The sequence below is a fragment of the Pantoea sp. X85 genome (assembly GCF_029623675.1).
In the GTDB taxonomy this organism is placed as follows: domain Bacteria; phylum Pseudomonadota; class Gammaproteobacteria; order Enterobacterales; family Enterobacteriaceae; genus Pantoea; species Pantoea leporis.
In genome coordinates this window covers 1,404,646-1,419,522 of the sequence record NZ_CP121108.1, presented here as the reverse complement: position 1 = coordinate 1,419,522, position 14,877 = coordinate 1,404,646, and the positions used below count along the sequence as shown (strand labels likewise).

The window sequence follows — 14,877 nt, the reverse complement described above, 5'->3', positions numbered from 1 at the left end:
CCTTACTTGTAGCGAATTGCCGGGTTGATTGCCGCGTACAGCACATCGACAATCAGGTTAATCAGGATGAACTCCAGCGAGAACAGCAGCACTTCGGCCTGAATCACCGGGTAATCGCGCATCTCGACCGAATCCACCAGCAAGCGGCCCAGGCCGGGCCAGTTGAACACCACCTCCACCACAATCGAGCCGCCGAGCAGGAAGCCAAACTGCAGGCCCATCATGGTGACCACCGGGATCATCGCGTTGCGCAGGCCGTGTTTCACCACCACCAGCGATTCGCGCACCCCTTTGGCGCGCGCGGTGCGCATGTAATCTTCCTGCATCACCTCCACGAACGACGCGCGGGTGAAGCGCGCCATCACCGCCGCCACCGCTGCACCCAAGGTGATCGATGGCAAAATGTAGTGTTTCCAGCTATCCGCGCCAACGGTCGGCAACCAGCCGAGCTCGACGGAAAACACCTGCATCAGCAGCATGCCGAGCGCAAACGCCGGGAACGAGATGCCCGACACCGCCAGCGTCATGCCGATGCGATCCGGCCAGCGATTGCGCCACACCGCCGAGGTGATGCCAATCGCCATACCGAATATCACCGCCCACACCATGCTGCTGAGTGTCAGCCACAGCGTCGGGAAAAAGCGCGCGGCAATTTCGTCAATCACCGGACGTTTCGAGACCAGCGAATGGCCGAAATCGCCCTGCACCGCATTGATCATAAAGTGCCAGAACTGCTTGATCAGCGGCTGATCGAGGCCGAGATCCTGACGCACCAGCGCCACCACCGAGGCATCCGCTTCCGGGCCGGCAATCAGGCGCGCCGGATCGCCCGGCAGCAAATGGACGAACAGGAACACCAGCACTGCCACAATCAGCAGCGTGGGAATCAGTCCCAGTAATCGTTTGAGAAAATAGTTGAGCATGCGAAGTCCTGCGCAGCATCGGCCAGCCCGCTAAGGCTGGCCGCGTCTGTTACTTCAGATCGGCCTCATCAAAATTGAATGAGGTATCGGGCATGACATAAAAACCGCTGAGGTTTTTATTGTTGGCTGACAGCAGTTGTTCCACCACCAGCGGGATCCACGGATGATCGTTCCAGATGCGATCCTGCGCGTCTTTGTACAGCTTAGCTTTCTGGTCGCGATCGGTGGTTTTCAGCGCATCGGCGAGATCTTTATCCACCTGCGGATTGCTGTAGAAGGCGGTGTTGAAGATTGCTGGCGGCCATGAAGTGGTGGCGAACAGCGGCGTCAGCGCCCAATCAGCTTCACCGGTCGAGGCGGACCAGCCGGTGTAGAACATGCGTACACCGCTCTCTTTCTGCCCTTTGCTCTCCACTTCCGCGGCACGCTGACCGGCATCCATCGCCGTCACTTTCACCTTCACGCCCACCTGCGCCAGCTGCTGCTGGGTGAATTGCAGCACTTTCTGCGCGGTGCTGTGGTTATGCGATGACCACAACGTGGTTTCGAAACCGTTCGGGAAGCCCGCTTCTTTCAGCAGTTCGCGCGCTTTGGCCGGATCATATTTGATTGCCGGATAGCTCTGCGCAAAGTCGATGCTCGGCGGCACGATGCCGGTGGCTGGCGTGGCGTAACCGGCAAAGGCGACTTTTGCCAGTGCCTGACGGTTGATGGCGTACTCCAGCGCTTCACGCACTTTCGGGTTATCAAACGGCTTTTGCGTCACGTTGAGGCTGATGTAGCGCTGCATGATTGACGGCGTGGTGACCACATCGAGCTTGCTGTTGCCTTCCAGCAGTTTGGCCTGCTCGAACGGCACTGGGAAAGCAAAGCTCGCTTCGCCAGTTTGCAGCATCGCCGCGCGGGTGTTGTTATCCACCACCGGACGCCAGGTAATGCTATCCAGCTTCGGATAGCCTTTTTTCCAGTAGCCGTCCCACTTCTTCACTTTCACGAAGTCGGTCTGGTTCCAGGTATCAAAGGCAAACGGGCCGGTTCCTACCGGATGGAAGCCGATCTCTTTGCCATATTTCTTCAGCGCGGTCGGGGAAATCATCACCGCCGCCGGATGCGCGAGATTATTAATGAAGGCCGAGAACGGCTGCTTCAGGGTGATTTTCACTGTGCTCGGATCGACCACTTCGGTGGTGGCGATATATTTGAACAGGTTATAGCGTTTGAGATGGTTATCCGGATTGCTGGCGCGATCGAGGTTCACCTTCACCGCTTCGGCATTAAAGTCAGTGCCATCCTGGAATTTCACGCCGGCGCGCAGCTTAATGGTGTAGGTCAGGCCGTCGCTGCTCGCCTGATAACTTTCCGCCAGCACGTTGGTCAGCTTCATGTCTTTATCGAAGCCGAACAAGCCCTGATAGAAGGACTTCGCCACCGCCTGCGACAGCGTATCGTTAGCGTCATACGGATCGAGCGTGGTAAAAGTCGAGGCCACCGCAATCACCGCATCTTTCGCCGCCCACGCGGGCAGCGCCAGCGCCGAACTCAACAAACCGGCAGTGATAACCCCTTTTCGCATAATATGGTGCATCGTTATCGTTCTCCTGTAATCCCTGTCATGCGCGACATCCAAAGATGTGCGGTTGTTTGCTGCTCAGGCGCCGCTAATTGCGTGCCGGGCGACAAAATGGCCCGGTGCCACTTCCAGTAAAGGCGCCACTTCTGGCTCATCGCCCAGCGGGCGAATCGGGCTGGGGATCTCATCCACCATCAGCGCCCGCTCACGATGCCGATGGGCCGGATCGGCCACCGGCACCGCGGCCATCAGTTTTTTTGTGTAGGGATGGCGCGGCTGCTCAAATACCGCCTGACGCGGCCCCATTTCCACAATTTGTCCGAGATACATCACCGCCACGCGATGGCTGATGCGTTCCACCACCGCCATATCGTGCGAGATAAATAAGAAAGCGATACCAAATTCACGCTGTAAATCGAGCATCAGGTTGATGATTTGCGCCTGAATCGACACATCCAGCGCCGACACCGATTCATCGGCGATCACCACTTTGGGATTGAGCGCCAGCGCGCGCGCAATGCAGATGCGCTGGCGCTGGCCGCCGGAAAATTCGTGCGGATAACGCTGCGCATGTTCCGGCAGCAGGCCGACACGCTCCAGCAGCCAGGCAACGCGCTTCTCTGCCTGACGACGATCCAGCGTTTTGTGCACCAGCAGCGGTTCCATGATCGAAAAACCCACGGTCAAACGCGGATCGAGCGAGGCGTAAGGATCCTGGAAGATAAACTGGATATCGCGACGCAGCGACGCCAGCGCATTGCCCTGCAGCGCATCGATGCGTTGGCCGTCAAAAGTAATGGTACCGCCCTGGCTGGCTACCAGCCGCAGCAGCGAACGCCCGGTAGTGGATTTTCCGCAGCCGGATTCCCCCACCAGCGCCAGCGTTTCACCGGCATGGAGATCGAAACTGACTTTCTCGACCGCGTGCACGCGGCGTTTAACGCGATTGAGTAAACCGCCGCGAATATCAAAGCGCGTGACTAAATCGCGCACCTGCAAAATCGGCGGTCGATCGTGACGCACCGTGTCCTGCGGTGCGGCCAGTTCTTCACGTCCGTTGCTATGCAATAAGGGAAATTTAGCCGGTAGCGGCTGGCCGTGCATCGCCCCCAGTTTGGGCACCGCCGCCAGCAACGCGCGGGTATAGGGCTGCTGCGGGTCGGCAAACAGCTGCTGCACCGACGCGCGCTCTACCACATCGCCGCGATACATCACCTGCACGCGATCGGCCATCTCCGCCACTACGCCCATATCATGGGTGATGAAAATCACCCCCATCTGCATCTCTTTTTGCAGCACGCGGATCAACTGCAGAATTTGCGCCTGAATAGTGACGTCGAGTGCGGTGGTAGGTTCGTCGGCAATCAGCAGCGCCGGTTTGCACGACAGCGCCATGGCAATCATTACGCGCTGTCGCATGCCGCCCGAGAGTTGATGCGGATAGCGTGATAACACATTTTGCGCTTCGGGAATGCGCACCAGATCGAGCATGCGCCGCGCTTCCGCCAGCGCCTGCTGGTGACTTTTTCCCTGATGCAGACGGATGGATTCCGCAATCTGCTCGCCAACGGTAAACACCGGGTTGAGCGAGGTCATCGGCTCCTGAAAGATCATCGCCATATCGGCGCCGCGCACTTTGCGCATCTGACCGTTCGACGCGCGCATCACATCCAGCACCTCGCCATTGCGACGCCGCAGCTGGATATCTCCGCTCACTTCGCCGCCGGCCTGCTGAATCAAGCGCATCAGCGCCAGCGAGGTGACGGATTTGCCCGAGCCCGATTCGCCCACCAGCGCCAGAGTTTCACCGCGATGCAGGTCGAGCGACAGGTTGCGTACCGCTTCGGTAATGCGCCCTTCATGCTCAAAGCGCACGTTAAGATCGCGCACCGCCAGAACCTGCTCCGGCGCAAACTGCAGCTGTTGGTCCGTCATGCCTGCTCCTTAGCTGTCGCGGTAAATCGCTACCTCAACATCACCATTCACATAGGCGAATCCGCGATACATGCCTTCGCTGTTAAACGGCAGCGCCACATTGCCTGCGGCGTCAATGGCAATCAGCCCGCCGCTGCCTTCCAGCTCCTGCACTTTGTCATGAATGACGTTGGCGGTGGCCTGTTGCAGCGAGCGTCCGGCGTAATGCATCTGCGCCGCCACGTCGTAAGCGGCGAGCGTGCGGATAAACACTTCGCCGGTACCGGTACAGGAGACCGCTACGGTGTCGTTGCTGGCGTAGCAGCCTGCGCCGACTAAAGGCGAATCGCCCACGCGACCGGCCTGTTTGTTGGTCATGCCGCCGGTTGAGGTGGCGGCCGCCAGATTACCCTGAAGATCGAGCGCGACCGCACCGACGGTGCCGAATTTGCGATCCGGGTCCAGCGGATCGTCGCTGTGACTGTTTGCTTCGCCATCGTGATCCAGCACCATCTGCTGGCTGTGCAGCGCGCGCTGCAGCTGCTCCCAGCGCTCCGGCGTGGAGAAGAAATCGGCGTCGACCGGCGCTAAACCTTGCTCAGCGGCGAAAGCTTCTGCGCCCGCACCGATAAACAGTACGTGCGGGCTATTCTCCAGCACCTTACGCGCCGCCAGAATCGGATTGCGGATGTGGCTGACGCCCGCGACCGCGCCGACGTCCAGCGTGCGGCCATCCATAATGCTGGCATCGAGTTCATGCGTGCCCTGATGAGTGAACACCGCGCCCTTGCCCGCGTTAAACAGCGGACACTCTTCCAGCAGGCGTACGGCTTCGGTAACGGCATCTAACGCGCTGCCGCCCGCCGCAAGAATTTGCTGGCCTGCGGTAACGATTGCGGTGAGTTGCTGACGATAGTGCTGCTCTTTTTCGGCGCTCATTGCCGCACGCGTAATCGCGCCTGCACCGCCGTGAATTGCGATAACTGCTTTAGCCATAACCGGTACCCTGTTAAGGAATCAGAACCAAAAACACTGATTTAGAATGGTTTTCATCTTTTTTTGGCAATTTTCGACTATAGAAAGGCACCCTCATCTTGTAAAGCAGAAACTGCCTGCGCGGTCATAACCTTTTATTGTGGATTATGCTTTTTTGGTTGTGATGTGCTTAGCGGATGCGCACCTGTAAAACAGGAAAACCATTTTTACCATTCGCACATTCCGTAGCGGCGCGATTTATCGCGCGATAAATTGCGCCGCCACGAAATGTGCAGTGATTGAGTAAAGTGCACTCTCGCTTAACGGCCACGCATTACCCATAATAGACCGCATCTGAAATTAACCAGACAGAGATGGACATGGAACCTTTTACCGCAGGATTAATCTCCCTCGAAGACGCGCAGCAAAAGATGCTGCAACAGTTGACGCCGATTAGCGATTCGATCAACGTCTCGCTGTTTGAGGCCGCCGGACGTATCACCGCCAGGCCGATCAACTCGCCGCTCGATGTGCCCTCGTTTGATAACTCGGCGATGGATGGTTACGCGCTGCGTCTGGCCGACATCGCACCCGATCGCGTGTTCCCGGTGGCCGGTAAAGCCTTCGCCGGTGCGCCGTTTAACGGTGCGTGGCCCGCGGGCAGCGTGATCCGCATCATGACCGGCGCGCCAATTCCCGCCGGTTGTGATGCCGTGGTGATGCAGGAGCAAACGGAGCAACGCGACGGCGGCATTGTCATTACCGCGCCGGTGCAGGCTGCGCAAAATATTCGTCGCATCGGTGAAGACATTCAGGCGGGCAAACAGGTGCTGGACGCCGGAGTGCGCCTTGGTGCGGCCGAACTGCCGCTGCTGGCGTCGCTGGGGATTGCTGAAGTCAGCGTGCTGCGCAAACTGCGCGTGGCAATCTTCTCCACCGGCGATGAACTGCAGGCGGTCGGCCAGCCGCTGGCGGAAGGTCAGATTTACGATACCAACCGCTTTACCGTGGCGTTAATGCTTAACAAGCTGGGCTGCGAAGTGATCGATCTCGGTGTGATTGCTGACGATCAGGCGGCGCTGCGTACCGCCTTTACCGAAGCCGATCGCCAGGCCGATGTGGTGATCAGCACCGGCGGCGTGTCGGTTGGCGAAGCCGATTTCACCCGTGCGATACTGGAAGAGCTCGGCGCTATTACCTTCTGGAAACTGGCGATCAAACCGGGCAAACCCTTTGCTTTTGGTCGCCTGGCCAACAGCTGGTTCTGCGGTTTACCGGGCAATCCGGTTTCTGCGGCGGTAACCTTCTATCAATTGGTCCAGCCGCTGCTGGCCACCTTAACCGGTCAAACCACGCGCATCATGCCGCTACGCCAACGTGCGCGCGCCACCCAGCGTTTGAAGAAATCGCCGGGTCGTCTCGACTTCCAGCGTGCGATTCTCAGCCGCGGTGACGATGGCGTGCTGGAAGTGCGCAGCACCGGTGCGCAAGGTTCGCACGTGTTCAGCTCGTTCGCATTGGCCAACTGCTTTGTGGTGCTGGAGCGCGATCGCGGCGATGTGGAACCGGGCGAATGGGTGGAGATCGAAGCCTTTAATAGCCTGCTGGAGGGCTAATGAGCGTTGAGTTGAGCGATGAAGAGATGCTGCGCTATAACCGTCAGATTGTCCTGCGCGGTTTTGATTTTGATGGACAGGAAAAGCTAAAGGCGGCACAGGTGTTGGTGATCGGCCTCGGCGGACTCGGCTGTGCGGCGGCGCCCTATCTGGCATCGGCGGGTGTGGGACATCTCACGTTGCTCGATTTCGATAGCGTTAGCCTCAGTAATCTCCAGCGCCAGATCCTGCACAGTGATGCGAAAATTGGCGTAGCGAAAGTCGCCTCGGCGCAGCAGCAATTGGCGGCAATTAATCCGCATTGCCAGCTGGAGCCGATTGATGCGCAGCTGGATGACGCGCAGCTCAGCACATTAATTGCGCGCCATGATGCGGTGGTGGATTGCACCGATAACGTCGATACCCGCGAGCAGATCAACCGCCTCTGTTTTCAGCACAAGGTGCCGCTGATTTCCGGCGCAGCGATTCGCATGGAAGGCCAGCTCAGCGTGTTTACCTGGCAGCCCGGCGAGCCGTGTTATCGCTGCATCAGCCGTTTGTTTGGCGATCAGGTGTTAAGTTGCGTGGAAGCTGGCGTGATGGCGCCGCTGGTTGGCGTAGTTGGTGCAATGCAGGCGATGGAAACCTTAAAAGTGCTAACGGCGTTCGGTCAACCCGCTAGCGCACGCTTATTGATGTACGACGCGATGAGCGCGGAGTTCCGCAGCATGAAGGTGGCGCAGGACGCGCATTGTGAAGTGTGTGGTGAACAAGGTCGCCATGAATGACGACCTTGCGCGAGGTATAACGCTGGCAGCTGACGTGCATAAAGGCGTGTGTGCCGGGCCCGGAGTAAAGCGTCCGCCGCCGGGATGCGGCGGCCGAGGTTACAGGGAAATATTTACACCGTCGTTACGCAGCGACCCGGCATTTTCGCCTGATCGGCGCCGAAACCTCACAAGTCTTAAACAATGCCCTGACTGCGCAGGTAATCTTCGTAATTACCCGTGAAGTCGATAATACGATCGGCTTTCATCTCCATCACGCGGGTAGCCAGCGAGCTAACAAACTCACGGTCGTGCGAGACGAAAATCAGGGTGCCTTCGTACATCTCCAGCGCCATGTTGAGCGACTCGATCGATTCCATATCAAGGTGGTTAGTCGGTTCATCCATGATCAGAATGTTCGGCTTCTGCATCATCAGCTTGCCAAACAGCATGCGGCCCTTCTCACCACCGGACAGCACCTTAGCGGGCTTGTTGATCTCGTCGTGACCAAACAGCAGACGACCAAGAATACTGCGCACCGCCTGCTCGTCATCGCCTTCCTGCTTCCACTGGCTCATCCAGTCGAATACCGTCAGATCGTCAGCGAAGTCTTCCGCGTGATCCTGGCCGTAATAACCAATGCGCGCATTCTCAGACCATTTCACTGTGCCGCTATCCGGCGTATGTTCCCCGACCAGCGTTTTCAGCAGCGTAGTTTTACCGATACCGTTGGCACCGAGAATCGCCAATTTCTCGCCGACTTCTAACATCAGGTTGAGTTTATTAAACAGCGGACCGTTATCAAAACCTTTGGTCAGCGCTTCAACTTCCAGCGCATTACGGAACAGCTTCTTATCCTGATCAAAACGGATAAACGGGTTTTGACGGCTGGAGGCTTTAACTTCTTCCAGCTTAATTTTATCAATCTGTTTGGCACGCGAAGTCGCCTGACGCGATTTAGAGGCGTTGGCGCTAAAACGGCTAACAAACGATTGCAGATCGGCAATTTGCGCTTTCTTCTTGGCGTTATCCGATAATAAACGTTCGCGTGACTGGGTAGCCGCGGTCATATATTCGTCATAATTACCCGGATAAACGCGCAGTTCACCGTAATCCAGATCCGCCATATGCGTGCACACCATATTCAGGAAGTGACGGTCATGCGAAATGATGATCATGGTGCTGTTACGTTCGTTGAGCACTTGCTCCAACCAACGAATGGTATCGATATCCAGGTTGTTGGTCGGTTCATCGAGCAACAAAATATCAGGATTGGCAAATAATGCCTGCGCTAAAAGGACACGCAATTTCCAGCCCGGCGCAATTTCGCTCATCGGACCGTAATGCTGCTCCACAGGAATGCCAACGCCCAGTAATAATTCACCGGCACGTGATTCTGAACTGTAACCGTCCATCTCGCCGTATTCGACTTCAAGGTCGGCCACTTTATAGCCTTCCTCTTCGCTCATTTCTGGCAATGCATATATACGGTCACGCTCTTGCTTCACTGCCCACAATTCATTGTGGCCCATGATCACGGTGTCCAGCACACTATATTGCTCGAAGGCAAATTGGTCCTGACGTAACTTACCGATACGCTCATTTGGGTCGAGGGAAACATTTCCACCCGTTGGCGCCAAATCGCCGCCCAGTATTTTCATAAAGGTAGATTTACCGCTGCCGTTCGCACCGATTAAACCGTAACGATTACCGCCGCCAAATTTAACGGAGATATTTTCGAACAGCGGCTTACTGCCGAACTGCATGGTGATATTGCTGGAAACTAACACGGCATTGACCTTTGTTACGCAGTGGAGGAAAAAACAGCGGGCATTATGCCAGAAGCGGGCACCCGGACGCCACCTCTGCGCCAGAGGCAGACGTTACGTTGGGCTAAAGGTGTTGTTGCTCATAAAGAAATAAAAACAACAAAAAAGCCGGGGGTATTTGCCCCCGGCTCCCACTTACAAGGATTGTGCGGATTATTTGATCAGGAAAGTGTCGAGGCTTTTACCTGAATCCAGCGCTTTTTTAATCGCTGCTGGTGTACGGCCCTGACCGGTCCACGATTTTACTTCACCGTTTTCGTCGGTGTAGGAATATTTTGCCGGGCGTGGTGCACGCTTAGCGCGTTTTTTACCAACTTCCAGAGCGCCCAGTAATTCGTTCGGGTCAATACCATCAGCCAGCAGCATTTCGCGATATTTAGACAGCTTCTCTTCTTTTTCGCGGTTCTGCGCTTCTTCAGCGTTTACTTCGTCACGACGTTCAGTCACGACAACCGTTAATTTTTCCAGAATTTCTTCCAGATCGCTCAATGGCAGTTCACGAGCCTGTGCACGTAATGTGCGAATGTTGTTCAGAACTTTAAATGCGTCACTCATCACAATGTCCTTGCTTAAGGGGGTTAAATAAACTGTAGTGGCAAGATTACCTAATTCAAATAAAAAAATAAATTAATTTTATTGCCCGGATTAATCTGAAGTTGCTTACATATTTCTTACGCTAGGGTTTAAAACGCGGATAACCGCTTTAATTAACCCTGAATTAACAAGCGTAATGTGTTCCATATGTAGCAACTGGAATCGATTTCAAAGCAATATTCCCAGGTAATAAACAATCATTTAGCGGCTATTACGCGCTGCAGCATTAGTGAGCATAATGGTAAGCAAGGATTAATGGTGTAACGTAAAACCTGTTTTCATCACGGATTATTATATTGCCCGGGATGAGAGAAGAATCTCATTTTTTCATATCGTGCCGATAAAAAAAGCCGGTGTTTAACCGGCTGCTAAGGGAAATTAATGCACTTCCGTTGCGGGACCAAACACAGAATAGTCCGGCAAATTGACGTTTTGATAAGGTTCCCAGCCACCGCCCAGCGCTTTATATAACGCCACTAAATCAAGTGCACTTTGCATCCGCGCCTGTGTCGATTGCGCTTTAGCTTGCGCCAGTTGTCGCTGCGCATCTAATACATCGAGGAAGGTGGAAATACCCTGACGATAACTGTCGCTGGCCAAATCAAATGCACGCTGCAGTGCGCCGGTGGTTTCATCCAGCGCTATAACCTGCTGCTGATCGGCGCGATAACTGACCAACGCGTTCTCCACATCCTGCAGCGCAGTTAATACCGTTTGCCGATAATCGAGCGCCGCGCTGGCTTGCTGCGCGCGCGCCAGTTTTACGCTGGAGACTAAACGGCCGCCCTGAAAAATTGGAATCGACAGCGACGGACCAACGCTAAAGAAGTGGCTGCTCCAGTCATCCAGATAGCTGGCATCGGTATTTCGCACGCCCAGTTGCCCAGTGAGCGACAAGCTGGGGAACAGCTCGGCAACGGATACGCCAATATTCGCGGTCTGCGCATGCAGCGTGGCTTCAGCCTGACGAATATCCGGACGTCGCCGCGCCAGCGTGGACGGAATGCCCACTGGCACCAATTTCGGCAAATCAGGCAGCGGTTTTTTGTTCATCAGTTCGTTATCCAGTGCGCCCGGTGTTTTACCCAGCAGCACCGCCAAACCGTTCATCGCCTGTAACTGCTGCGCCTGATATTGCGGCAGCTGCGCATTCAGCGAGGCTAATTGCGCGCGCGCATTTTCCACATCCGTGGTCGGCGCTAAGCCGTTTTGCTGCTGGCTTTTTGTCAGTTCCCAGGTTTGCTGCGCGACCTCAATTTGCTGCTGCAAGGTCGCCAACACCGCCTGCGAACCGCGCAATTGCAGATAGGCGCGCGCCACTTCGGCTTCCAGCGAGACCAGCGCATCGTTGCGTTGTTCTATGGCCGCCTGCTGCTGCGCATCCGCAGCTTCCATCTGGCGGCGTACTTTGCCCCACAGATCCAGCTCCCAGCTGGCGTCAAAGCTGCCCTGATAAAGGGTGACAGAATGGTCTAAACCGTTCAGCTGGCTGGCGACATCGCTATCAACCTGGTCATAAACGCCGTTGGATTTCAGCAAGCCTTTTAAACCGAGCTGCTGACGGGTCACTTTTGCCGAGCCGTTAAGCGAAGGGAATAACCCACCGCGCGCCTGCGCCAGCTGCTCACGCGCCCCGGCAATACGCAGCACCGATTGTTGCAGCGTTAAGTTGCCGGCAATAGCGCGCTCAATCAGGCTATCAAGCTGCGGATCGTTAAAGCTTTTCCACCACAGCGGATTGGTTGCTGCCGCCAGCGGCTTAGACGCTTGCTGTGAAGGTAAATCATGGTAACCGCCAGGTGTGTGCGCCTGCGGCGGCTGATAATCAGGTCCTACGGCGCATCCGGCCAGCAACAGTGACAGCGCCAGCAACGTCAGTGACGGCGTAGAGCGCGAAAACTTACTCATTTTAATGTGCTCCTGCACTGCCTTCGCTCTTGATCGGCGAAAGCAACCAACAAAATGGAATCAATAGCAAAGCCACGATACTCAGGCCCGTAAATACGTCGATGTACGCCAGAATGCGGGCCTGCGCGATCATCTCCTGGTAGAGCTGCCCGCTCGCCAGCACCAGCGGATCGCCCACTGCGGTAGTGAAATTACGGATCGAATCAGCCCAATGCTGCAGCGTGAGATTGTAAGGCTCATTGAGCGGCGACATGTTGTGCACCATGTTGGCCGATCGTGTCTGCATGCGTTCGGTAATGCCCGCCGTCGACAGCGAAATTCCGATCGAACCCGCGACGTTACGGAACATGGTGAACAGCGCCGACGCATCGGCGTTTAATCGCTGCGGCACGGTGATGAACGCAATGGTGGTCAGCGGCACAAACAGGAAGCCAAGGCCAATCGACTGCGCGCTGCGCATTAACACCAGCGTGGTGAAGTCAACGTTGGGCGTAAGCCGGGTGGAATAGAAGAAGGCGCTGGCAAGGCAGGTGAAGCCGAACGCGATGATGTAGCGCGTTTGCACAATCGGCATCAGCTTCAGCACGATGGGTATCGTTAGCACAATCAATATTGCGCCGGGCGACAGCACCAGCCCCGACCAAGTTGCGGTGTAACCGAGATCCTGCTGCGCCAGTTGGGGAAGTACCACCGAACTGCCGTACAAAATCATCGCCATGCCCGCCATCAGCAAGCCCGCCACCCAGAAGTTACGATCCTTCATTACGCTAAGATCGACCACCGGTTTGCGTGCATACAGCAGCCAATAAATGGCGCCGATAATGCCGATTACCGCCAGCATGGCAAACAGGCGAATGAAGTGCGAGGCAAACCAATCTTCATCTTCGCCACGATCGAGGAATACCTGCAAACAGCCAAGTCCCAGCGTGATCAGGCTGATGCCAATGTAGTCGATCTTCAGGCGGCCTTTATCCCACTTGCGCTCCCACGGCGGATCTTCCAACAGCTGATAAATTGCCATCACCGTCAAAATACCGACTGGAATATTAATGAAGAACACCCAGCGCCAGCTGTAGTTGTCGGTGATCCAGCCGCCGAGCGTCGGACCAATCACCGGCGCGACGATAATCGCTATCGACGATAGACCAAAGGCTTTGCCGCGATCTTCCGCTTTGAAGTAATCGAGCAGCACCGATTGCTGTACCGGCTGCAATCCGCCGCCAAAAAAGCCCTGCAGGATGCGGAACAGAATGATCTGCCACAGCTCCGTCGCGATGCCGCACAGGAAGGAGCAGATGGTGAACATCACGATGCAAATCAGGAAGAACTGCTTGCGGCCAAACAGGCGGCTGAAGAACGCCGAAATGGGCAACACGATGCCGTTCGCCACCAGATAAGAGGTTAAAACCCAGGTCGATTCGTCGTAGCTGGAGGAGAGCGAACCGGCAATGTGTGGCAGCGCGACGTTGACGATGGTGGTGTCGAGGATCTCCATAAACACCGCCAGCGTCACCGTAATGGCGACCAGCCACGGATTGCTGGCCGGACGCCAGCTTTCGCTCGCACTCATTCCACTGTGACCTTCGGCTCAACCGACAAGCCCAGCGGCAGCGGATGATTGGGATCCAATCCTTTATCGATAACGATTTTCACCGGCACGCGCTGCACGATTTTCACGTAGTTGCCGGTGGCGTTTTCCGCCGGGAAGGTGGAGAAGCGGGAACCGGATCCCATCTGCACGCTATCAACATGCCCTTCCAGCTTCATATCCGGCCAGGCATCAACACTGATTTCCACTTTATTACCCGGCTTCATGCGCGCCAGCTGTGACTCTTTGAAATTGGCATTAATCCAGATTTCAGGCGAAACCAGCGAGAACAGCGCGCTGCCAGCCTGCACCAGTGTGCCGAGTTGCACGTTACGCTTGGTGACAAAGCCATCGTAAGGTGCGCGAACCTGGGTATAAGAGAGATTCAATTCGGCGGTGTTGAGCTGCGCCTGCGCCTGCTCAACCTGCTGCTCACGCGCTTCCACATTGGTTTCCTGCTGGCGGATTTGCAGCTTCACCTGAGAAGCCACTTCAACCTGCGCCTTAGCGCTTTGCAGTTGCGCTTCAGCCGAACGCAATTGCGCGGCGGCGGTATCAATATTGCGCTGTGAAGTGGCACGGGGATCAACACCGCGCTGGCGACGATAATCGGCCTGGGCGTTGAGCAAATTGGCCTGCGCTTTGGCCTGATCGGCGAGAGCTTGATCGCGCTGTGCCGGATACTGCACGCGGGACAAGGCTAACTGCGCCTGCGCCTGATGCAGCTGCGCCTGGGCCAGACCAAGCTGGGCTTTAGCCTGATCGCGCTGCGCTTCACTGTCGCGCGCATCGATCTCCACCAGCAAATCGCCCTGCTTCACGCGCTGGTTATCGCGCACCAGCAGCTTGACCACATATCCGGCCGCTTTCGGCGCGATGGTCACCGCATTGCCTTCGGTAAAGGCATCATCCGTGCTTTCGATATTGCGCGTGGTGAGCCAAAACCATAATCCCACCACGATCATAATCACCACCACAATGGCGAGAAAAATCAGTGGCTTCTTTCCAGGACGTTTACGTTCTGGTTCGTTGTTATCTTGATGGGTATTGGCGGTTTTTTGCGGATCCTGCTGATCGCGTTCAGACGGTTGATTCTGGTTTTCCATAATTTTTCATCGTAGGCAGTTGTCCCGATTCCCGGGCAAAAACGGTCAACATAACCTTAGATGGGAAATTGACAAATGCCAATGCAACTTTACATAAGCCGACATTGG

At 56.0% G+C, this 14,877-nt stretch carries 11 protein-coding genes; 2 read left to right on the top strand and 9 right to left on the bottom strand.

The features are described 5' to 3' along the window. Positions 1-2 precede the first annotated feature (2 nt). The 4 genes from gsiC to P6287_RS06535 all read right to left on the bottom strand — a co-directional run bounded on the left by gsiC (position 3) and on the right by P6287_RS06535 (position 5,403). Positions 3-923 (bottom strand): glutathione ABC transporter permease GsiC, encoded by a 921-nt coding sequence (gene gsiC / locus P6287_RS06550; protein ID WP_061717203.1) that lies wholly within the window; start codon positions 921-923, stop codon positions 3-5. Positions 924-972: 49 nt separating this feature from the next. Then, positions 973-2,508: a glutathione ABC transporter substrate-binding protein GsiB gene (gene gsiB / locus P6287_RS06545; RefSeq protein ID WP_192413917.1), complete on the bottom strand. Its 1,536-nt coding sequence runs from the start codon at positions 2,506-2,508 to the stop codon at positions 973-975. Between the two features lie 63 nt (positions 2,509-2,571). Beyond that, positions 2,572-4,428 carry a glutathione ABC transporter ATP-binding protein GsiA gene (gsiA, locus tag P6287_RS06540; protein ID WP_217547131.1) on the bottom strand — a complete coding sequence of 619 codons (1,857 nt, stop codon included), beginning with the start codon at positions 4,426-4,428 and terminating at the stop codon, positions 2,572-2,574. 9 nt (positions 4,429-4,437) lie between these two features. Next, a complete protein-coding gene (locus P6287_RS06535; protein ID WP_101761004.1) occupies positions 4,438-5,403 on the bottom strand; it encodes an isoaspartyl peptidase/L-asparaginase in 966 nt (321 codons plus the stop codon). Between the two features lie 359 nt (positions 5,404-5,762). On the opposite strand from P6287_RS06535, the gene moeA reads away from it, so the two are divergent. Continuing rightward, on the top strand, positions 5,763-6,998 hold the full coding sequence (gene moeA, locus P6287_RS06530; protein WP_277974691.1) for a molybdopterin molybdotransferase MoeA: 1,236 nt from the start codon (positions 5,763-5,765) through the stop codon (positions 6,996-6,998). Beyond that, positions 6,998-7,765 (top strand): molybdopterin-synthase adenylyltransferase MoeB, encoded by a 768-nt coding sequence (moeB, locus tag P6287_RS06525; protein WP_101761006.1) that lies wholly within the window; start codon positions 6,998-7,000, stop codon positions 7,763-7,765. Before moeA ends, moeB begins: the two co-directional genes overlap by 1 nt. Before the next feature lie 176 nt (positions 7,766-7,941). Here the strand turns inward: moeB and P6287_RS06520 are convergent, their stop codons facing one another. From P6287_RS06520 to P6287_RS06500, 5 genes are all read right to left on the bottom strand, one after another. After that, positions 7,942-9,534, bottom strand: a complete 1,593-nt coding sequence (locus P6287_RS06520) for an ABC-F family ATPase (RefSeq protein ID WP_064741202.1) — start codon at positions 9,532-9,534, stop codon at positions 7,942-7,944. Between the two features lie 192 nt (positions 9,535-9,726). Then, positions 9,727-10,128 (bottom strand): H-NS family nucleoid-associated regulatory protein, encoded by a 402-nt coding sequence (locus P6287_RS06515; protein WP_101761007.1) that lies wholly within the window; start codon positions 10,126-10,128, stop codon positions 9,727-9,729. 417 nt (positions 10,129-10,545) lie between these two features. Further along, a complete protein-coding gene (locus P6287_RS06510; protein ID WP_101761008.1) occupies positions 10,546-12,075 on the bottom strand; it encodes an efflux transporter outer membrane subunit in 1,530 nt (509 codons plus the stop codon). A 1-nt stretch (position 12,076) separates the two neighbouring features. Beyond that, the gene (locus tag P6287_RS06505; RefSeq protein ID WP_101761009.1) at positions 12,077-13,645 is read right to left on the bottom strand and encodes a DHA2 family efflux MFS transporter permease subunit; all 1,569 of its coding nucleotides are present in this window, start codon (positions 13,643-13,645) and stop codon (positions 12,077-12,079) included. Continuing rightward, positions 13,642-14,769, bottom strand: coding sequence for an HlyD family secretion protein (locus tag P6287_RS06500; RefSeq protein ID WP_176970930.1), 1,128 nt, complete (start codon positions 14,767-14,769; stop codon positions 13,642-13,644). The genes P6287_RS06505 and P6287_RS06500 overlap by 4 nt, the downstream gene beginning before the upstream one ends. Positions 14,770-14,877 lie beyond the last annotated feature (108 nt).